Consider the following 20036-nt stretch of genomic DNA (forward strand, 5'->3'; position numbering starts at 1 on the left):
GGCATGCTGATCGACACGCATTGCCATCTCGATTTTCCTGATTTCGATGCGGAACGGGATGAACTGCTGGCGCGCGCCGATGCGGCGGGCGTCAAGCAGATGATCACCATCTCGACGCAGGTGCATCGTTTCGAGCGCATCAAGGCGGTCGCCGAGACCTATGCGAATGTCTTCTGCTCGGTCGGCACCCATCCCAACCATGCTCAGGAAGAAGATATCGAGACCGAAGAACTGGTCCGCCTGTCCGAATACGAAAAATGCGTGGCGATCGGCGAAGTCGGCCTCGACTACCACTATGACTATGCGACACCCGAGCAGCAGTCCAAAGGGCTTCGCAAACATATCGCCGCCGCCCGCATCACCGGCCTGCCGATGATCATCCACGCGCGCAGCGCCGACGATGACATGGCCGCGATCCTGCGGGATGATCATGAGCGCAATGGCGCCTTTCCCTTCCTGCTGCATTGCTTCTCTTCCGGTCCTGCGCTCGCAGCGACCGGCGTCGAACTCGGCGGCTATGTGTCATTCTCCGGCATCCTGACCTTCCCTAAGTCCGAGGATATCCGCGCCATCGCCAAGGCCGTGCCGCGCGACCGGCTGCTGGTCGAGACCGACGCGCCCTACCTCGCGCCGAAGAAGTGGCGGGGCAAGCGCAACGAACCCTCCTACGTCGTCAATACCGCCGAGGTGCTGGCCGAGACGATCGGCGTGAGCGCGGAAGAGATTGCCGAGATCACCACGGAAAATGCTTTCCGCTGCTTCTCCAAGATGCCGAGGCTGGCCGACTGATGGGGACAAGGCGTTTTACCATTCTCGGATGCGGCTCGTCCCCCGGCGTGCCTCGCATAACCGGCGATTGGGGCGCCTGCGACCCGTCCAACCCGAAGAACCAACGGACCCGCGCGGCGATGCTGGTCGAGCAATTTGCCGACAACGGCGCAATGACCTCGATCGTCATCGACACAGGACCGGATTTCCGCAGCCAGATGATTGCCGTCGACGCCAGGGACCTGCATGCCGTCGTCCTGACGCACGCCCATGCCGACCACCTGCACGGCATCGACGATGTCCGCTCTTTCGTCTACAAGAACCAGCATCGCATGCCGGTCTGGGGCGATCCGATCACCATGCAGCGGGTGCTGGAAGGCTTCGGCTATTGCTTCGAGACGCCGGAGGGCAGCTCTTATCCGCCGATCGGGCGCTCGAAGATCATCTCTGACCTCGATGCCGTCTTCGAAGTGGAAGGCCCCGGCGGAAGTGTTCCTTTCCTGCCGCTCTGGCAACAGCATGGCGAGACGCATTCGCTCGGTTTCCGCATCGGCGACATCGCTTACTGCACCGATGTCAGCGACTTTCCGGAAGAATCCGTCGCCAAGCTCGCCGGGCTCGACATCCTGATCATCGATGCCCTGCAATACAAGCACCATCCAAGCCATCTGTCGCTCGAGCAGGCGCTTGGCTGGATCGAGAAGATCGCGCCGAAGCGGGCGATTCTGACGCATATGCACATCCCACTTGACTACGAGACCGTGATCCGCGAAACGCCCGCTCATGTCGAGCCGGCCTATGACGGCATGCGTTTCGAGGTTGCATTCTGAATTACATAAAGTGGTCTTGGGCTTGGCGCACGCCATCCGAGGTGGCGACGCCTGGGATTGTCCATGCCAGTGCGATCTTCAACAGGTGGCGCAGCATCAGGCTGCGCTGCGCCGAAATTTCGTGCGGATGTTGTCGATGTAATATTCGCCGGGCGAAGGAGCTGCGGCAAGGCTTTCCGCCTCTTCCTCGGGCACGTTTTCGAAGAAGCGCTCCTCGCCACTCTTGAAGCGGATGCGAAGCTTGCCGTCTTCGGGGCTGAAATAGACTGCCTGGATGATCTTCGACTGCACCGGCAGTTCCCGCATGTAGCTTTCCACCGAGATGCCGTCGGCAACCGCCAGCACCGGCTTGGTCCGGACGCGCCGGATCGATGTGGTCCAGGCTGAGATCTGGGAGGCGGCCATATTCATCGCCACAGCAAGACCCACGCCGATGAATGCGCCGCCGGCCTTGACGATCGCATCGTCGATCCGGGCATGCCGCGTCGGCGAGAGAAGCTGGAGCGCCTCAATTGCCGCGGCGCCCGCGACCATGATCAGGCCGATTAGCTTCCAATGCTTTGGGTAAGCCAGCACGAACAGACCTGCAAACACCGCACAAGCGAGCGCGCGATCCGCATCAACAGGCAAAACATCCCGCGGCCGCAGGTTCAGCGGCAATACGGTGACAACGACAACGGCAGCGAGGGCTAGCCAGGCTAAAATCTGAATGGGGCGTCTCATCATGGAGACGCACATTAATGATGCGGCCTTGCAAAATCATGTCCCGGAATCCGGAAACAGGAATCGGGGTTAATGAATTCAAACAGTTAGCGGTAGGCCGTTTCAACACGAAGCATCACGCCTTGCATTGCTTGGCGAGCCGGCGGATCCGCACTTTGGCGCCGAATGCTGAACAAATCCGCGCGGCCAGCGATGCCGCGTTCAATTCATGGGCCGTTTCTTGCCTTTGCTATTCGCAATCCCATTCACCGCGCAGGATGTAGATACCCTCGTTCACCACGCCGCCTCTTGGAGAGTAGAGATCGCCATGCAGATATTTGCCGGTGAGACCGTCACTCTCGGGCACGAAGCTCCAGCTCAGCCCGATCCTGCTGCTGCCCGCCCAATCCGGATGGATGTCGTTGGGCGAGGGCGATGCAAGAATCCGCGCTGCGTCGCTCTTGGGCGCGCAGCTGACATCGGCGAGGCAGGCGGTCGGCAGGATGATCGTGGCAAGTGCGAGCGGGACGAGATAGTGCTTCATGGGAATCCTCCGACGTTGCTTGGCCACACGGTGCCACGACCATATGACAAGTCAAGCAACGCTCAGGACACCATTTTTGGGAAGATCGGCCACGGAAGCGAGGGGCAATCCCGGTTGCCCACGGCATTCCCGCGAGACGACGCTGCGTCGCAGTGGATTTTGGCCGGATTTATGGTTTACGATAGCGGCAAGGCGTTGTGCTGCGCGAGCCCGAAACGGTGCCGACAGCTCTACAGCTATTGCAGGGAGGCAGGAAAATGGCTTCGGATCAACCTTTGAACTTTCTGGACGACGACCAGCTGACATCGGGGGAGGGACGTCCGCGCTATGCTCTTGTGGGCGAGGAAAACGGCACCTGGTCGGTCTATGATCGTATCACCGGCCTGCCGGCAATCCTTGATGAGGAGATGCTGGTGGAAATGACGTTCGACCAGGCCGACAATATGCTGGAACTGATGAACAACATCGCGGATGACCTCAAGCGCAAAGCGAACGCGCGAGACTGACCAGCGCGTTCGTCCGAATTGTCAGCAGCGGCCCCGCCAGGAGGCGGTCCGCCTGCTCGATTTGTCTTACCGATATTTCGTCTGCGATCCTCTCAGCGATTTTGCTGGTTGTCCCGCCCGGTGCAGTTGGCGCCCGGAGGCGGGTCGTTGCCGACCGCGCAGCCATTCTCGTGGTCTTTCCAGATGAAAGTGTCGCCGTGGCTGCCGCCTTGGTCATTACCACCTCGGTCGCCACCCCTGGCATAGGCGGCGGATGACATGACCAGCAGGATTGCCGCGACAGGAGCAAGTCTCTTGGCAAAGGTGCGCATGGTTATCCTCTTTTTCTTCGTGCACGTCATTCAGACAAATGAACCTGGCTTTTCTATGTTCCCGGAATCATTAGTGAATTCGTTCACGTTATTGTGCTTTCGCGTGAGGTCAGGCCGCTGAGGTTCGCCCTCGCGCTTCAGCTTTTGTTCTGTGCATGGCAGCCAAAACCCTATTGGCGTTTTTGACGATTATCTCGGCCGGTACAGTTGGCGCCCGGCGGCGGATCGTTGCCGACGGCGCAGCCGTTTTCATGACGGCGCCAGATAAAATCCTTGTCGCTGTGGTTTCCCCGATCGCCACCCCGGCCACCTTTGTCAGCATAGGCGGCAGATGACATGACCAACAGGATGACAGCTGCGGGAGCAAGTTTCTTGGCAAGGGTGCGCATCATCGATCCTCTTCTTCTCATGCAGGGCACAGCAACAAGCGAACCTGGATCCATGTGCCTTAAATTATTCAAGCTTTCGACGGCGAAAATAGCTGTGTATCGAGATAAACCGCCGGAGCGGAATGCCTACTTCGAAAACGGAGACCATCTGGTCAGAAAGCCGTCTCGTAGATTGGTCTCGTACAATGACAGTTGGGGATAGCATCAAACCCTGTCAATAGCGCCTTTGCTCTCCATTTGCACGCAGCCGTGGAAGTGGCGCAAATGGCTCCAGGTGTCCTTCGTCAGGCAAGAGGGAGGATGCCGACCTTCGGCCTCCTCCCACTTTACAGGTCTCGTAGCGTCTCAAATGCGCAGGCTCTGGACCTTCTGGTCGCGATCATAACCGCGACGCCGATAGACAGAGCGATCAGGAGAAGGACGATGAGCAGGTATCCCCAGGGTATCGCGATCGTCTCCGGTGGCGGGTCGAAGACTCCGGTCAGGAGCTTGACCAGCATCCAGGCGGTGATCACGCCCGACGTCAACCCGAAGACGACGCCTCCGACCAGGACCAGGACGCCTTCCGACCATAGGAAGCTCGCCAGTTGCGGCGGCTTCGCGCCGATCAAGGTCAGGATCGCGAAATTGCGGCGGCGGTCGACGAAGCCCAAAGCCAGCATGAGCCCCGCCGCGGCGACGGCCATGACTGCTCCGAACAGGAGCTCGATGACCGTGAGCCGTCCCAGGTTCACGGCGGTCAGACTTGTGCCGATGATGCGGGACGCATCGCCGATATGCTTGACGTCAAGGCCCGAAGCCGGCCCCAGGGCCTTGCGGATGGCCCCAGCCAAAGCGGCAGGATCGGTCGCAGCCCGCACGAGCACATATTCCTCGGCCGGCATCCCGGTCATCCTGGCCACGTAGTCGGCATTGGCGACGAGGAAGGAATCCCTCGGAGCCGTCGGAAACTCACGCGCGACGCCGATGAACTTGAACGGTATCGCGTGGTACTGATTGTCCGCGGCGCTCACCAGCCGAAGATTGATCGTGTCGCCCTCCTGCAGTTGGAAGTCGCTGACCGTCTCCTCCGACACCAGGACGCCGTTCGGCGTATCGGTGAGCCTTTTGAGGATTTCACGCGTCGATCCGCCGCCGAAATAGGCGTCGGACAGGGTCGTCGCGGCGCCGATCAATCTCGGATCGATGCCATAAAGGTCCTGCAGGTCGGCTCCGACATAGGCGAAGCGATGTTGCATGGTTCTCACGGCCTCAACGCCCGGCACGCTCCTGATCACGTCCAGTCTGTCACCCGCCGGGCGGGCGGTCGTGCCGAAGACCGTGACGTCTGCGCCGTTGGTCAGTTCCGCATCGATCCGTGCCTGCGCTTCATAGGTCAGGTTGAAGATAGAAGTGGACGTCACGAAGGAGATGGCGAGCGCGGTCATGACGATCCCCTGGGTCAGCCGCCGTTTCTGAAAGCCGAGCGATGCCGCGACCGCGCCTGACAGATTTCCGGCGATCGGTCTGAGCGCGACAGCAAAAACCGGATTGCGCGTCGAAACGAAATACATCGAAAGCCGGACGGCAAGGAGACCGCCCCCGATCCAGAACAGTGCGGGCGACAGGAAGGCGTTGTAATCGACGGCGGCGGCGGGCACGCCTTCCGGCGCCAGCACGATCTCATAGCCCGTACTGGCGGACTGCCAGAAGAGGAGGCCTGCAATCGCCAGCAAGGCCATGTCGAGCCACAGTCTCTGCCATAGCGGCACATGATCCCGGCCGACCGCCCGGCGGGCAGCCGTCACTGTCAGGGACCGTGACGTCCTCAAGGCCGAGATCGCGATCGCGGCAACCACGACCAGACTGCCGGTCGTGGCCGCGCCGATGACGGGAAGCAGCGTCGCGGCGTCGAAAACGGGCGACCCGGAATATGCGGCGATTGCGAGCGCGCCTCCCAGCCCGAGGATGGTCGAAACCACGCTCACCGCAAGCGGCTCCGACAACCACAGCAGCATGGCTTTGCGATCCGCAGCACCGTGAATGCGCAGCAGCGACTGCTCCTGGATCCGCAAGCCCGATCCCGCATTGGCGAAGGACACGGTCAGCATCACGGCGAGCGCGACACCCGGCGTACCCAGGAACAGGAAAAGCACCGTGGCGTAGAGCGCGTCGCTTCTCACTGCGTCCAAACGGGAGCCGAGGTTGTTTGACACCAAAGCCTGCCCGGCGACACGTGCCTCGAGATTGCGCGATTGCCCCTCCACGACGGTATAGGCCCGTGTCGGATCGGACGGCAGCCCGTCATGGCCGAGCCTGACATGAAACTGCATCCGCGTCGTGTCGGGTCGCTTGACCTGCTGCGGATCGAAGATGTCGTGCCAAGCCGCGACCGGCAGGATAATGACATTGTCCGGCGGAGCTTGGGGCGCGGCCTGCGCGGGCAAGCCCACCCCCTGGAACAGGGCGTCGGCGTCGGGAAGATCGACGACCCCGTCGACAATGACATCCAGGGGCGGCAGTCCGATGCGACGGATGGACACCTTGTCGCCTGGACCGACATGCAGGTTGGCGGCGGTCTGCTGGGCAATGAGAACGCCCGTCCGCTTTCCCTCAAGCCATCTCAATTCCTTGGGAAAATCGGCTTGGTAGTTTTGATCGAAGGCGATTGCCTTGCCCGGACCGGTCTGCTGGGTCGTATCCTCTGTTTGCGCCTCGAAGCCGTCGACCGCAGCATATTGGACCTGGTGCATGCTGGAAACCGGGGCGGCCTGTCGGATCGCTTCGGCGATAGCCGGCCGATCGGCCGATGGCACTGCCTCGACCTGCCAGTCGATCGGAACGTCGCTGATCGCGCGTCGGGTCATCGACGCGCCGCTCTCCGCCAGAAAAAGCGCAAGCGTCGACAGAAGTGCTGTGGTCAATGTGGCGCCTGCAGCCAGGCCTGCGAGCCTGGCGGTTCGTCTCTTCAACAGGCCGGATAACCAAAGACCGATCATCGGTTCTCTCCAACCTCCGAACTGGTCCAAAGGTGGCCGTGATCCATGCGCCATCGCGTCTGCATCCGTCCGGCCACTTTTGTGTCATGCGTGGCCATGAGAAAGGCCGCCGGCGTGTCGGCGAGCTGTTCCAGCACCGTATCGAGAAATGCGGTCGCGGTTTGGGTGTCGAGCTGTCCGGTCGGTTCGTCGGCGATCAGCAGCTTTGGGCGTGCCAGAAGCGCGCGCACCATCGCGACCCGCTGCGCCTGACCGCCGGAAAGTTCTTCCGGAAGTTTGTTGGCGAGGTCCGCAAGCCCGAAAAGGTCGAGCAGGTGTTCGGCTCGCTCCGTGGAATGTAACACTTTCCCTGCCAAGACGAGGGGCAGAGTGACGTTCTGCAGAACCGTCATGGGAGGAAAGAGGCTCGGGGTCTGGAAGACGAATGCGACTTGCAGGGGCTGGAGGTCGCGACGGTCTCCAAGCGCCGGCCAGGTGACATCGCCGGATGTCGGGACTATGAGCCCGCCCAATATGGCGAGCAGGGTGGATTTTCCGCTCCCGGAGGGGCCGACCACTGCGATGCGATCCCCAAGGCTGATCGTGCAGCTGGCGTCGCGAAGCACCTCCAGGGGCTCGCCGTGGCGTGACGCGAAGTGCTTGGAAAGACCCTGTGCCTCGACGACGTGCTCAGCCATGATCGATCCTGCCGTCCTTGAGCCGGACGATGCGGTCGGCGCGCTCGGCGAGCGCTTCGCTATGGGTGGCGATCAGGGTCGTTTTCTTGGCTGTCCGTCTCGCTTCGAAATGGGCGATCAGGGATTGTTCCGTGGCGCGATCAATCTCGGCTGTCGGTTCATCGGCCAATAGAAGGGGTGGATCGACCGCGAGCGCCACGGCAAGTCCGGCGCGGGCGGTTTCTCCGCCAGACAAGTGGACGGGGTAACTGTCCTTGCGGGGTGTCAGCTCGACGATCGAAAGCACCGCCGCCAAACGTGTTTCGTTCCGCCTTCCGGCGAGCATCATTCGCAGACGAATGTTCTCCGCGACGGTGAGATGTTGAAACAGGTTGCCTGTCTGCATCATCACGCCCAGGTGCCGGGCGCGGAGGCCCGCGCGGACCTTTTCGGATTTCCGGCTCATGCGTTCGCCGTTAATCTCGACAAAGCCTCCGTCCGGCTCGTCGAGACCAGCGATGCAAGTCAGGAGGGTGGATTTGCCGCTGCCGGAAGGACCCACGAGGGCGACGAGTTCGCCCGCAGCCACGTCGAGGCTTAGGCCTCGCAGCGCCGCWGTCTCTTCATCTCCGACATGATAGAACCGATAGAGCTCGGCGACCCGCAGCAGCATCGATCATTTCCACGCGAACGAACGTGACATCAGCCGCCATTGGTCGACATTATCAGCCCCTTTCGGCGCATAGAGTTCCAGGGTCGCCAGTTTGCCGTCCCTGTAGAAGAGATAGCGCTCGTTCTCGAGCCGGACCTGCTTGTTGGTGACTGGGTTCGGTTCCGAATTGGATGTGTAGACGATCCGGATCGCCTCGCCGGACGGCAGTTTCACCGCTTTGACCGCGCTCACCTTGACGGCGCGGGAGGTCTTCTTGAGCTCAGCGAGATAGTCCGATTTCGTCGACGCCACGTCCGGCTTCTGCTTGGCGTCCGTCACGGTGACCACGACGCCATCGAGCTTGTCGACGAAGCTCGCGCCATCGGTCTTGTCTTTGCGTGCCCACCCTTCAGGCACCTTTATCGTGAAACCGAGCTTTGAGGTGTAGTCGATGAAGACCTGGCTGTCGGGAATGTCGCCGGGCGGATTTTTCTCGGCAGCAATGGGTGCTTCAGCGGCGTAGGCAGGTGCTGCGAGCGGGAACCGGGTCACCGGCATCGTCAGGATTGCCGTGGCGACGACAGCGGCGGAAATGAAACGAAGGGCGCGGTCGGAACGAACCTCCACGGAAGGGTCTCCTTGATGCCTGCGGCGATCGATGCCCTTTCCGTGAGAAAGGCCATTCCGATGCCGGATGACAGAAAGGTTAGGCGTGGCGACATACGGAATTATGTCCGGGAATTTACTGATTTGTAAGGTTGGCGAAAACTTACAGGTTCGTAAGGTGTCCGATTGGCAGTTGCGTCGGATTTTGCCGACCAGGCCATTTGAAACGTAAGTCCGTCAATTGCTTGGTTTTTCTCGAAGTTTTCCGGCGATGCGATTTGCGCGGGTGCGGTGCCTGTTCTCCGATCGGCCGGCCGGCAGCTTCTCATCTGCCGCGATTGCACTGCAGTCGTTGACTTTTTTGTATATTAGAGAGCGCTTTATTGCCGATTTTCGAACCGAGTTCTCCGTTACCCCGGTGGTCCGGGAAAACTTGGAGAAACGAAATGAAACAGGCAATGACTCTCGCCATTATGACGGCGATCGCATTCACCGCAGTTTCCGCAGACGCCGCGACAATGTCCGGGGTCGTTAGGAGTGTCGACACGGCAGGCGATTCACTGCGATTGACCGATGGCAGCGTGTTCACGCTGGCGGAGGGAACCGAAGCGGAAGACTTCAAGCCAGGCACGAAAGTCGCCATTACCTATGCCAGGAAACACGGCAAGAACATCGCCTCGTCGATCAAGATAGCGAAGTGATCAGGTAAGAGGGCGCGCCGCTTGTCTGTGGGCGGCGCGCGATCGTCTAAACCGCTTCAGTGGACGGCCCGACAGCAAGCCAGAAATAATGCTTCATCTGTTGCGGCCTGTCGGACGAATGGGGAGCGGTCATGAACAGTCTACCGCCATTCCCCTCGATCACTCGCCTCGACGCATGATTGTCCGCGTTGCACAGGATCAGCAGTCGCTCGAGCCCTTCCTCTCTCGCGACCTCTGTCAGTAGCCGCAGAGCGGATTTCGCATATCCCCGGCCTTGCTTCCACGGCACAACGGAATATCCCACGTGCCCGGCAACGCTCGACGGCAATTCCTCTGTGCCGGGCCGGAATCGCAGGACGATGTTGCCACAGAATTCCGCGTCCCAAATCCAGAACAACTGGTTGACGAAGCCGGGTTCCGTCGGCCGCGTTAGATTGGCCAAGAACTCCAATCTGTCTTCACGCAATTCCTCGAGCCTCGAACGAATGTAGATCTCATCTTGTGCTCTTCTGGGGTTCGGAGACCAGCCAGCCGCAAGGGCCGCTTCAAAGCCCGCGAGGTTTTGCTCATCCGGTACGACAAGCGCGACATTGTGATCATGAGGTGCCATTCGTGCTGATTTCATTTGCCCTCGCAGGACCATTCGGCGCCACCACCATTGCGTTCCCCAAGGTGGCTGAACACCTAATAATCGAGAAAATTCAAAGAGTTCGTTTTGGAATAAGCTGGACGTCGCCGTCGATTGCCGATATGGTTCGAGTTTAACGGAAAGCGCGACTCTGGGGGGAGTGTGTGACCGAGTTCATTCTGCATATTGGAACCCATAAGACGGGAACGACGGCTATCCAGGCCTATCTATCCGAGAACCGCGAGCGATTGCTGGAGCAAGGCGTGGATTTTCCCATCGTCGGCCGTACCCCAGCGGGCGCACAGGCGCATCGACACTTCTCGGCGCTGTTCAGGAATACCGTCAATGAAATCCCTCCGGAGTTCAAGCAAGCTATCTCGGGCGGATTCACGTCCTCTGAAAAATGTATTCTGTCATCGGAAGATTTCTGGTTCTGCGCGGATCGTGAAGCCGTTGATCGAGCTTTCAGTGTCATTGGCACAAACGCCAAGGTGGTCTGCTATCTCAGGGAGCCAGTATCGCACATTTTCTCAATGTATCGAGAAGCGATAAAGGGCGGCGAAACAGCCCCCTGTGGTGAATTCGTCAGCCGATTTCGAAGGGGATTAACCGAGGGCAACAAATACGGCTACTACCGCTATCAGGAGCGGCTGGGAAACTGGCGGGAGCGCTGGCCTGTCGTTGTCGTTCACTATCACGCGTGTGACGATGCCGTGGGCACTTTCCTGGCTCAAAGCGGGATTGCGGTACAAACGGATGGATGGCCGGATCCTGGCCGCAGGAACGAGGCGATGTCGGATGTGGCTGCCATGATGGTGCTCCGATGCAATCGCATGGTTGCATCAGGAGCAATGACCCCAGTCGAGCGGAGGTCATACAGGATTGCGGCTCAGAGGATGTCCAAGCCCCTGCAGACAAAATATGTCTCTCTCTTGATTTCGGAAGCGGTGGACATGAACCCCTTGAAGGATTCTTTCGCCAAGCAAAATCCTGATTTTGCCGCGATGAGGGACGCGACGGGGGACACCATCTCGCGACCGGTGGATATTGATCTGTCTGATGATCGCGTCCGCAAAATTCTGAGAACACCGGGCCGATTTTCTGAATCCGTAGGGATTTGAATTGGCTGAAGTTGTGCTTCAACGAAGCAGAAGGTCTGGCCCTTATGTTCCGTGTCTCCAGTCATGACGATTGTTCGGCAGTAAAAGATATTGCATAAAATCAGTAATTTAATGAGCGTCGCCACGACGGGACGGATTCGGTTTCGGTGAATGTCCTAGAAAATCATCGCTGCCGATGCAGCGGGTTTCGGACTCGTCGCCACACAAGAGCGGATTCCCGCGCCGTTCGCCACGAGACAGCAGATTCAACGTTCAGCTTATCTCTTGTTCGGCCAGCTCATGATTAGCTTGTCAACGACGATTTCGCTTAGCCACGCTCGCTGGCACAATCGGACCGCGATACACCGAACCTCTCCAACACCATATCGACGCTTTCCGCAGAACCTCCCGCAAGTAAACGTCCATCGGCTAGCACAATCGTCGGTCCTTGTCCGACTATCAGGTACTCAAAACGCTCGGTTTCCACGAATTTCTGGGTATTGTAATAAAATACCCAGCCTTCGGGATCAGCCAATTCTTCGGCAGAGCCGATCGCCAGCGGTACAAGTTCAGGCTCCATGCCGGTCTCGGCGTCTTTTAGAAACCGGCGCATGATTTCCAGCGCTTCCGACTTTCCCATTCCAACTCCGTGTCAGACTTAAACGGCCACTGAACTAGCCGAGAAATAACTCTGGGCAGGCGAGTCCGGATTTCGTGGCGATAGTCCGGGGATATCAGGCGAGGCATATTTAACTGGCGACCCCTGCAGGAATCGAACCTGCGACAACCTGCTTAGAAGGCAGGTGCTCTATCCAGCTGAGCTAAGGGGCCGCTCGCCGCCCGGAGGCGGATATTGATGTTCCTGCCGGACCGTCAGTGGGTCCAGGGCTGGACGCGGGTATAGCGGAAGTTATCCGAATAGGAAACGGCCTTACGCGTCGGATCCTTGGGTTCGATGACCCGGTATTCGATGCCCTCGCGTTTCGCATAGGCTTCGGCTTCTTCCTGCGTGGCGAAGGTCAGCTTCAGCTGCTGGCGCATGTCGCCGGAGCCGGTATAGGCCGTGACCGAATCGATGACGGGCGGCTTCTCCTGATCATATTCCAGGACCCAAAGATGGGTCTTGGCCTTGCCCGACTGCATAGCGGTCTTGGCGGGACGGTAAATCTTGGCCGGCATGCTCGAAATCACCCCGTGAATCTGGCTTCGGTTGGCATTGTCATTGCTCATGCCACAAAATCGTGAACAGGAAAATGACTGCACCGGTTTTGGAGCCGCATGGCGCGAAGAATTTTTCGCGTAAGCGCACAATTCCAGCCCGGCACTCTCGCCCGAATACAGCGACTGCCGATTGTTTTCAATATGCACCAACGCCTGCAATGCTTTTCCTCCGATCATTGGGGCAAATGAGCGCGACGGTGACGAGCCCATGCCTGCGCGGGCTTTGTGAATTTCCCGTCGCCCTGTCCGATGAGCGTGTCAGCTGTTCTTGAGACTCTGCTGAGGAGCATGGGCGCTGACAAGCGGCACGAAGACGACGCCGCCCAGATCCTCTTCCTCGAATGTCGTGGTGTCGGTACGTGTCACCTTCAGCAGACGCTGCGGTTCCGCCGTGCCAATGGGAATGACCAGCCTGCCGCCGATATCGAGCTGCTCGGTCAGCGCTACGGGAATGTCGCCGCCTGCGGCCGCGACGAGGATTGCACTGAATGGTCCGGCCTCCGGCCAGCCCTTCGTCCCGTCACCAGTCCTGGCGGTGATATTGCCGTAATCCAGCGTTCGGAAGCGGGATGTCGCGCTTTCGGTCAGGCGGGCATGTCGCTCAATGGTGAAGACGTGCTTCGCCAAGCGGCTCATCACGGCGGCGGCATAGCCGAAGCCGGTTCCAATCTCAAGCACGATATCGTCATGTTGGATCGCCGCATGCTGCAGCATCAAGGCGACGATATAGGGCTGTGAGATCGTCTGCCCTTCACCGATCAGGAGGGGTGAATCCTCGTAGGCGAATTCCTCGGAGCCGGGCTCGACGAACCGCTCGCGCGGCACAGCCTCCATCGCAGACAGCACGGACGCCGCGCTTATGCCCCGGCGCCGCAGCTGAGCGTCGATCATCCGGCTCCTGGCCTGTGCGATGTCGAGCATGGCTTTGTCTCCGCCTCGTTTCCATCCGTCGAGCGGTCTCAATGAGCAACGCCGGCTGCGTTTGATATCGCCACCCATGAGCGGCCGGATTATGGCGCCGGCGCGCTCCCGTCATGTTGTCGTCGATCGCCTATGTAGATCCGGATTCTACGCTCAGGGCTTTCTGAACGGCGTCGAGGAGCTGGCGTTCCATAAACGGTTTGGAGAGCTTGACGAGATCATGGCCGGCGCCGACCGGAAGTTCCGCATAGCCGGTAGCGATGATCACCGGGATTTCCGGCCAGCGTTGGCGTACGGCCTTGGCGAGTTCCAGACCCGTCATGTGCGGCATCGCCTGGTCGGTGATAACCATGTCGACAGGCTGCTCCTCAAGCATTGAGAGAGCCTGATTGCCCGAATTGGCCTCGATGACGGCGTGCCCCACGTCTTCAAGCATGAACACCGTGTTCATGAGCACCAGCGGATCGTCGTCGACGGCGAGAATCGTGAGCCGCTTCTGCTCGGGGACGGTTTCGATTACCGGCTCGGGCGGCGCCGGCATGTGCTCCGGCGTGCCGATCGGCAGCCACAGCTCGGCGGTCGTGCCTTTGCCGACCTTCGAGCGGAGCACGAGCTTGCCGCGGGACTGACCCATCAGCCCCTGCACCATGGGAAGGCCGAGGCCTGTCCCCTTGCCGATGCCTTTCGTGGTGAAGAAGGGCGTGGTGGCATTGGCAAGCGTCTGCTCGTCCATGCCTTCGCCGCTGTCCTCGACGTAGAGACAGACGAATTCGCCGGAGTCCAGATCGGAACAAATCTGCTTCGTGTCCGCCACGACCCGCGCCCCTATGGCGAGTGTTCCTCCGTGCGGCATGGCATCGCGGGCATTGATCGCGAGATTGAGGAGCGCATTCGCGAGTTGGTTGGGATCAGTGCATACCTTGGGCAGTTGCAGCGGAAAATGCGTCTCCACGATGATCGCCGGCCCAATGGAGCGTTGCAGCATATCGGTCATCCCGCGGATCAACTCCACAATGTCGACCGCCTCGAGTTGCAGTTCCTGCCGCCGCGAGAAAGCCAGCATGCGTTGTGTCAGCGACGCGCCACGCTGCGTCGCCTGCAGTGCGTTCCCGATCAAAGATGCGCTTTCCGCGGAATGGGGGATGCGCTTCTTGAGAAGCTCCAGGCTGCCCTGGATCGCCATGAGCAGATTGTTGAAATCGTGGGCCACACCGCCGGTCAGTTGTCCCACCGCTTCCATTTTCTGCGCCTGGAACAGTTCTTCGCGCGCAAGATCGAGTGCCTGCTGGGCGTCACGCTTTTCGGTGACGTCGCGGGTAATTTTGGCAAAGCCAATGAGCTTGCCGCTCTCATCCCTGAGCGCATCGAGCACTGCATTCGCCCAGAAGCGTGTGCCATCCTTGCGTATGCGCCAGCCCTCGGATTCGAACCGGCCGACCCGGGTCGCTTCCTCCAGGGCTTTTAGCGGAACGCCTTTCTGCCTGTCCTCAGCCAGGAAAAACCTTGAGAAATGCTCGCCGATGATCTCCTCTTCACTATATCCTTTGATCCGCTCGGCACCGGCATTCCAACTGGAGACATGTCCTTCAGGGTCCATCATATAGATCGCGTAATCGGTGACCCCTCGCACGAGCAGGCGAAACTGCTGCTCGCTCTTGCGCAATTCCTCGTCGGCGGCTCTGCGTTCGCTGAGATCGCGGATGATCTCGGCGAAACCGACAAGCTTGCCGGAGGAATCGAAGATAGGATCGATGACATCATGCGCCCAGTAGTGGGAACCGCCCTTGCGCAGGCGCCAACCTTCTGCCTCGAAGCGGCCTTGTTCTGTTGCGGTTGCAAGCGCACGACGCGGCAAATCGGCCTGCCTGTCCTCGGGGAGATAGAAGCGCGAGAAATGCCGACCGACGATCTCCGCCTCCGCATAACCATTGATCCGCTCGGCGCCGGCGTTCCAACTGGTGATGTTTCCTTCCTTATCCAGCATCAAAATCGCATAATCGACAATTGAATCGATCAGAAGCCGGTATCTGTCATCCGCGTTCGACCACGCTTCCGATATCTTTAACAACGAATTTCCCCTGATATGTCCAAGTCGATTGAAACGTATTTCGCGATGAAGAGTTCCGCATGGTTCGGCCGACGTTGGAACTGCGCGCGGAACAAAGTTCTTCTTCCATCTCGATGCGCAAAATAATTGCCTGCTTTGCTGCTCCCGGAACGTCTTCGACACTGACCCGCTTGACTGGGCGTTACCTCCGAGTCTGCCCATGCTGCATTTCGGACATCAGCGCGATCGCCTTCCTGACTGTGAGCGGCTGCGGTCGGATTGTTGCTCCCGGACGGTTGGAAAAGCCCCAAATGCAGGGGCCTTTACCGCACGCGCTCGATCAATCCCATTGAAGGGCATGGCGATCGCTCTCGGACCCAACCTCCACGTCCCGCCGCTGCAGGAGAAGGGCATGTGGGGCGTCACGCTTGTCCGATTCTAGGGGCGCAACCAAGGCGGCAAATTCGCTTCACAGACCTGCGAGGAGAATAATGCGGTTCCATCGCGAACCCTGACAATTGCGCGAAGCGAACCATTGCGGGCACTTCGAATGCGCATGAGACTATGGAGCCGGTACGCCCGAACAAGCCCATCGATTTCGTTTTGAAGCGAAGCAAGCTCGCCGGTCGGAAGGCCGCGCGGCGCCGCAAACGAATCCGCGCGTTCTATGAACTCAGCCGCCATCTCTGCCAGGCGACTGATGGTGCCTTCAGTGCTGAATTTCACACCGGCTTCCAACATGGACAAGGAGTCATCGAGAGATTTCGCCATGACGCTACCTCAAGCTAAGACGTCCGGATCTTGTGTCGACACCGAACACAACGCCGCCAACGATCACGGTGGGAAACACAGGGCTGCGTGGCCACCGCAAAAGCAGTGCCAGCACACAAAACACGGCAAGTGCCTGGATGGCAGCGATAACAGGATCAACAGAGTGGGATGCCAACACCAACATCACTCGCAAACTCCACGCCGACGCGGCAAATGCACTCAACCGAAAATCATGTCTTTCTTGGACGATTTGAAGGGCAAACATGCTCCCCCATGCCACGACCGCAATGAGCCGGGCAGAAACTCTTTGGATGGCTGCTTTCGCCGCCATCATATATACATGCACTTAGACATAAATCTTGCAAGCGAGAATTCCATTTAGGAACAGAAATCTTGGAGTATGAAGTAGAGGCGGCACCCTAAGCTCGCTTCGGCGAAAGGCTTACTCAAATCGAACTAGAATTGGTGTTGGAGGCGCGGCCGCTGCTTGTCTTCTCTGCCGTGACCAGGCCGGCAGCTGGCAGCAGTGTTCCTTATAAAATCGGGTTCTGACGTAAACTTCACCGATTCCAGTATTGCGTGTAGTTGAAAAATCGTCTATTATTTGCCAAGTTGAGATGGATATATTTGCCGGAATCCAGGGAAGCGAAGATGATGGCAGACTTTTGCCGGTCCGTTCGCGCGTTCTTGCACCTGATTTTGTTTTTCTTTGCTTGTTTTTCTTCGGCAAACGCCGCTGAGCGGCCAATTTTGGAATTCAAACAGCGGCCACGGGCCTATCGAATCCAAAACCGCGAAGGTCTGGCCGGCATGATTTTCCAGGTCGCAGGCCATACAGACGATGTCGGCACGCCGCTCTGCAATCAGCAATTTTCCCAGCACCGCGCCGAGGCCATCGTCAATCATCTCGCCGCCTTTTACGGCATTGCGCGCGGGTGCCTGAAGCCCGACGGCTACGGCCAGACACGCCTCGCGCTGCCCGGCGACCAGAAGAACGCAGCCAACTGCCGGGTAGAGATTATCAATCTCGCCCCCGTTTCGTGATCGAACAAGACGATATTCGAGGAGTTGCTCCGATGAATGGCATGAGAAAGATCCAGCTATTGTTCTTCGTCCTGCTTGCAGTTGCGTTTTCCTTCGGCACGTCCCATGCTGCCGTGGGCAAGCGCGTCGCGCTGGTTATCGGCAACAGCGCCTACCGCAATGTCGCGGCTCTGCCCAATCCGGAGCGTGACGGCAGGGCCGTGGCGGCGAAGCTCAAGGAACTCGGTTTCATCGTGGTCGAGGGATATGATCTCGATCAGGCGAGCTTCACCACCAAAATACGCGATTTCTCGGTGGCCGTCCGCAATGCGGATATCGGGCTGGTCTTCTATGCCGGCCATGGCATGCAGGTGAACGGCAAGAACTACCTGGTGCCGGTCGACGCTGCCTTTGCCGATGCGAGTTCGCTCGATTTCGAGGCCGTTCCGATGGATCTGGTGATGCGCCAGATGCAGAGTGACGTGGGCGTGAGCGTCGTCATCCTCGATGCGTGCCGCAACGATCCTTTTTCCCAGATCCTGGCGCGGTCGATGTCGTTGGCCACGCGTTCGACGGCACTGCATGAAGGCCTTGCCGAAGTGAAGGTCAGCGATGCCGGGCAAGGCACGGCGATCATTTTCGCCACCAGTCCCGACGAGGTCGCGCTGGACGGTGACGGAGGGCATTCGCCTTTCACCACCGCACTCCTCAACCGGATTGACGCGCCGGATACGGACCTGCAGGTCGTCATGGCGCGCATCACCGGCGATGTCTATTCGGCCACCAAGAAGACGCAGCGTCCGTGGATGAATGCCTCGCTCACAGGCGAGGTCGTTCTCAATCCAAGCAGTACCGCCAAGGTCGAAGCGAAGCCCAAGGATGCTGAAATCGTCACGCCCGCGCCAGCGACGGACGCGTCGAAAGAAGCCGATACGCTCAACCGCGAAACCATGCTCTACAATCTGGCCCGGGAGTCGGGTGCACGCGAAGACTACCTTGCTTACCTGGAGACATTCCCCAACGGCCTCTATGCCGCCAATGCCCGCAAGCAGGTCGAGCGTCTCGACGCCGAGGCGGCGACAAAGGCCCAGGAAACAAAGGTCGCTGCCGTCGATCGTGCCGGTGTTCCAGACACCACGCCCACCCTGGCGGCGACGGATGCCGTCAAATCCATGCCGGCCAACCAGGACACCGAGGCGGGACTGCGACTGGACAAGAGCAAGCTCAAGGAAATCCAGGCGAGATTGAATATTGCCGGCTTCGATACCGGCACGCCGGATGGCAATTTCGGTCGCCGAAGCCGAAATGCTGTCTCCAACTGGCAATTGTCGAAAGGATTGCCGGCTACCGGCTACCTCAATCAACCCCAGCTCGAAATGCTTTCATTGCAGACCGAAGCCGCGCTTTCTTCTTATGTGCCACGAAAGAAGGTGACCACTTATGTACCATCAAAGAAGGTGACAACGGGCCAGCCGGATACTCGCGTCAGGAAAGTTTACAAGAAGGGGGCACAGACACACGTCGTGGTCGCGAAAGACAATAACAATCAGCAGGATGTTCGGCGCCCGAGCCCTGATGCAGAAGCGGTCGGCCGGTTCCTGGGCGGGGTTCTTCGCGGCGTGAAGCGACTTCCCCAATAATCACCGTGGAGATAGCATATTTGGCTTGCGGCGTTTGTGTGGAGCAATGCTGTGCGGCGACGTCAGTGGGCTTCTCGAACCAGAGATGCCGACCGGCCTGATTGACTCTTGGACTGGTTGCTTGGATTTACGCTGGAAAAGTAGAGAAGCGGTTTCAAGCGCTTACAGAATGGATTGCGATTTTGTCGCGCTTGGCAGCAGGGACATTGGCTCAGTGACTTGGCGATGCCGACGGTAATCTTTCGTCGGACGGTAGCGATCGAGTATAATACACGACGCTCGGGCCGGATGGGGGGAGCCTCGGGGCTGAGGACGATCGGGTAAGGCAGGTGTTTGGCGCTTGCCGGCGGCTGAGGGGGAAATCGCCGCGCGCTCGTGGATCAGAAAGCTGTAGGCGGCGATGCACAGCGTCGCGTCGTGGTGGCAACCGATCCAGCCGCGACCTTCAAAAAGCGCCAGCCCGAGTTCCGACTTGAACTCCTCGTAATCCCGTTCGATCCGCCGGCGCAATTTGGTCACGTTGACGAGCGTGGCCAGGGTGGTATCTTCCGGCAGCGTCGAGAGCCAGCACTTTGCCGGCTCCGCTTTGCCGTTGCGCCATTCGATCAAAAATCATAGGACGGCGCGCTGTGGTCGGCATGCGACAGGCTGCCGCTTTTCATGCTGACATGCCATTCTTCCCCTCCAGATACGTGGAGCACTGCCAGAGCGAACAGTTGGCGCGCTGGTAGAGTCGGACCTTATCGCCGAGGATCATATAGGATGCCATTTTGCCCTCTAAATTGTCCGAGATGTATGTGAGGGTATTCTAGCCTGTTTTGCGGCGGAATTAATGCGCTAAGCTATTGAATTTGTTGGTGAGCGCGATGGGATTCGAACCCATGACCTACTGATTAAAAGTCACTTTAAAGACGCTTTTGCAAGTCTCGGAATTTCCTCAATAATGTCCATGTCCGCATTAAATTGTAATTGAAAACAGTAACTTAAATATTGACTTATCAGGACAGTGTGCGACATTGAACGTCATGCAGTTGACACTTTC

21 protein-coding genes, 1 tRNA gene and 1 pseudogene are annotated in these 20036 nt (G+C 59.0%); 7 read left to right on the top strand and 16 right to left on the bottom strand.

What is annotated here, in order from left to right; all coding sequences use genetic code 11:
• Positions 1–3: 3 nt before the first annotated feature.
• Both AC1DYF_RS25900 and AC1DYF_RS25905 read left to right on the top strand, forming a co-directional pair.
• On the top strand, positions 4–789 hold the full coding sequence (locus AC1DYF_RS25900; protein ID WP_477879834.1) for a TatD family hydrolase: 786 nt from the start codon (positions 4–6) through the stop codon (positions 787–789).
• On the top strand, positions 789–1598 hold the full coding sequence (locus AC1DYF_RS25905; protein WP_477879835.1) for an MBL fold metallo-hydrolase: 810 nt from the start codon (positions 789–791) through the stop codon (positions 1596–1598). Before AC1DYF_RS25900 ends, AC1DYF_RS25905 begins: the two co-directional genes overlap by 1 nt.
• A gap of 96 nt (positions 1599–1694) precedes the next feature.
• Here the strand turns inward: AC1DYF_RS25905 and AC1DYF_RS25910 are convergent, their stop codons facing one another.
• On the bottom strand, positions 1695–2336 hold the full coding sequence (locus AC1DYF_RS25910; protein WP_477879836.1) for a KTSC domain-containing protein: 642 nt from the start codon (positions 2334–2336) through the stop codon (positions 1695–1697).
• A 214-nt stretch (positions 2337–2550) separates the two neighbouring features.
• A complete protein-coding gene (locus AC1DYF_RS25915; protein WP_477879837.1) occupies positions 2551–2844 on the bottom strand; it encodes a hypothetical protein in 294 nt (97 codons plus the stop codon).
• A 257-nt stretch (positions 2845–3101) separates the two neighbouring features.
• Here AC1DYF_RS25915 and AC1DYF_RS25920 point away from each other — a divergent pair, with 257 nt between their 5' ends.
• On the top strand, positions 3102–3350 hold the full coding sequence (locus AC1DYF_RS25920) for a hypothetical protein (protein WP_477879838.1): 249 nt from the start codon (positions 3102–3104) through the stop codon (positions 3348–3350).
• A 92-nt stretch (positions 3351–3442) separates the two neighbouring features.
• Here AC1DYF_RS25920 and AC1DYF_RS25925 read toward each other — a convergent pair whose 3' ends face one another.
• The 6 genes from AC1DYF_RS25925 to AC1DYF_RS25950 all read right to left on the bottom strand — a co-directional run bounded on the left by AC1DYF_RS25925 (position 3443) and on the right by AC1DYF_RS25950 (position 8963).
• Positions 3443–3661: a hypothetical protein gene (locus AC1DYF_RS25925; RefSeq protein WP_477879839.1), complete on the bottom strand. Its 219-nt coding sequence runs from the start codon at positions 3659–3661 to the stop codon at positions 3443–3445.
• A 170-nt stretch (positions 3662–3831) separates the two neighbouring features.
• Positions 3832–4053 (bottom strand): hypothetical protein, encoded by a 222-nt coding sequence (locus AC1DYF_RS25930; protein ID WP_477879840.1) that lies wholly within the window; start codon positions 4051–4053, stop codon positions 3832–3834.
• 323 nt (positions 4054–4376) lie between these two features.
• On the bottom strand, positions 4377–7028 hold the full coding sequence (locus AC1DYF_RS25935; RefSeq protein WP_477879841.1) for an FtsX-like permease family protein: 2652 nt from the start codon (positions 7026–7028) through the stop codon (positions 4377–4379).
• Positions 7025–7705, bottom strand: a complete 681-nt coding sequence (locus tag AC1DYF_RS25940; RefSeq protein ID WP_477879842.1) for an ABC transporter ATP-binding protein — start codon at positions 7703–7705, stop codon at positions 7025–7027. Before AC1DYF_RS25940 ends, AC1DYF_RS25935 begins: the two co-directional genes overlap by 4 nt.
• Entirely contained in the window at positions 7698–8357 is a 660-nt protein-coding gene (locus AC1DYF_RS25945) for an ABC transporter ATP-binding protein (protein WP_477879844.1), read from the bottom strand. Before AC1DYF_RS25945 ends, AC1DYF_RS25940 begins: the two co-directional genes overlap by 8 nt.
• Before the next feature lie 3 nt (positions 8358–8360).
• A complete protein-coding gene (locus tag AC1DYF_RS25950) occupies positions 8361–8963 on the bottom strand; it encodes a hypothetical protein (protein ID WP_477879846.1) in 603 nt (200 codons plus the stop codon).
• Positions 8964–9388: 425 nt separating this feature from the next.
• Here AC1DYF_RS25950 and AC1DYF_RS25955 point away from each other — a divergent pair, with 425 nt between their 5' ends.
• Positions 9389–9643, top strand: coding sequence for a DUF1344 domain-containing protein (locus AC1DYF_RS25955; RefSeq protein WP_477879848.1), 255 nt, complete (start codon positions 9389–9391; stop codon positions 9641–9643).
• A 46-nt stretch (positions 9644–9689) separates the two neighbouring features.
• Here the strand turns inward: AC1DYF_RS25955 and AC1DYF_RS25960 are convergent, their stop codons facing one another.
• Positions 9690–10268 carry a GNAT family N-acetyltransferase gene (locus AC1DYF_RS25960; RefSeq protein ID WP_477879850.1) on the bottom strand — a complete coding sequence of 193 codons (579 nt, stop codon included), beginning with the start codon at positions 10266–10268 and terminating at the stop codon, positions 9690–9692.
• Between the two features lie 167 nt (positions 10269–10435).
• Between AC1DYF_RS25960 and AC1DYF_RS25965 the strand changes: the two genes are divergently transcribed.
• The gene (locus tag AC1DYF_RS25965; RefSeq protein ID WP_477879852.1) at positions 10436–11392 is read left to right on the top strand and encodes a hypothetical protein; all 957 of its coding nucleotides are present in this window, start codon (positions 10436–10438) and stop codon (positions 11390–11392) included.
• 307 nt (positions 11393–11699) lie between these two features.
• Here the strand turns inward: AC1DYF_RS25965 and AC1DYF_RS25970 are convergent, their stop codons facing one another.
• From AC1DYF_RS25970 to AC1DYF_RS25995, 6 genes are all read right to left on the bottom strand, one after another.
• Positions 11700–12011, bottom strand: a complete 312-nt coding sequence (locus tag AC1DYF_RS25970; RefSeq protein WP_477879854.1) for a YrhB domain-containing protein — start codon at positions 12009–12011, stop codon at positions 11700–11702.
• 114 nt (positions 12012–12125) lie between these two features.
• Positions 12126–12202, bottom strand: a tRNA-Arg gene (locus AC1DYF_RS25975).
• A 42-nt stretch (positions 12203–12244) separates the two neighbouring features.
• A complete protein-coding gene (locus AC1DYF_RS25980) occupies positions 12245–12550 on the bottom strand; it encodes an ETC complex I subunit (RefSeq protein WP_477879972.1) in 306 nt (101 codons plus the stop codon).
• Positions 12551–12850: 300 nt separating this feature from the next.
• Entirely contained in the window at positions 12851–13513 is a 663-nt protein-coding gene (locus AC1DYF_RS25985; protein WP_477879856.1) for a protein-L-isoaspartate(D-aspartate) O-methyltransferase, read from the bottom strand.
• A 130-nt stretch (positions 13514–13643) separates the two neighbouring features.
• On the bottom strand, positions 13644–15497 hold the full coding sequence (locus tag AC1DYF_RS25990) for a hybrid sensor histidine kinase/response regulator (protein ID WP_477879858.1): 1854 nt from the start codon (positions 15495–15497) through the stop codon (positions 13644–13646).
• A gap of 501 nt (positions 15498–15998) precedes the next feature.
• Positions 15999–16331, bottom strand: coding sequence for a hypothetical protein (locus AC1DYF_RS25995; protein WP_477879860.1), 333 nt, complete (start codon positions 16329–16331; stop codon positions 15999–16001).
• A 651-nt stretch (positions 16332–16982) separates the two neighbouring features.
• On the opposite strand from AC1DYF_RS25995, the gene AC1DYF_RS26000 reads away from it, so the two are divergent.
• Both AC1DYF_RS26000 and AC1DYF_RS26005 read left to right on the top strand, forming a co-directional pair.
• Positions 16983–17375, top strand: a complete 393-nt coding sequence (locus tag AC1DYF_RS26000) for an OmpA family protein (protein ID WP_477879862.1) — start codon at positions 16983–16985, stop codon at positions 17373–17375.
• A gap of 32 nt (positions 17376–17407) precedes the next feature.
• Positions 17408–18994, top strand: coding sequence for a caspase family protein (locus AC1DYF_RS26005; RefSeq protein WP_477879864.1), 1587 nt, complete (start codon positions 17408–17410; stop codon positions 18992–18994).
• A gap of 285 nt (positions 18995–19279) precedes the next feature.
• Here AC1DYF_RS26005 and AC1DYF_RS26010 read toward each other — a convergent pair.
• Positions 19280–19603, bottom strand: a pseudogene (locus tag AC1DYF_RS26010) (IS701 family transposase); the annotation flags it as partial.
• Between the last annotated feature and the right edge of the window lie 433 nt (positions 19604–20036).

It is taken from the genome of Rhizobium sp. P2_G9 (assembly GCF_056403475.1).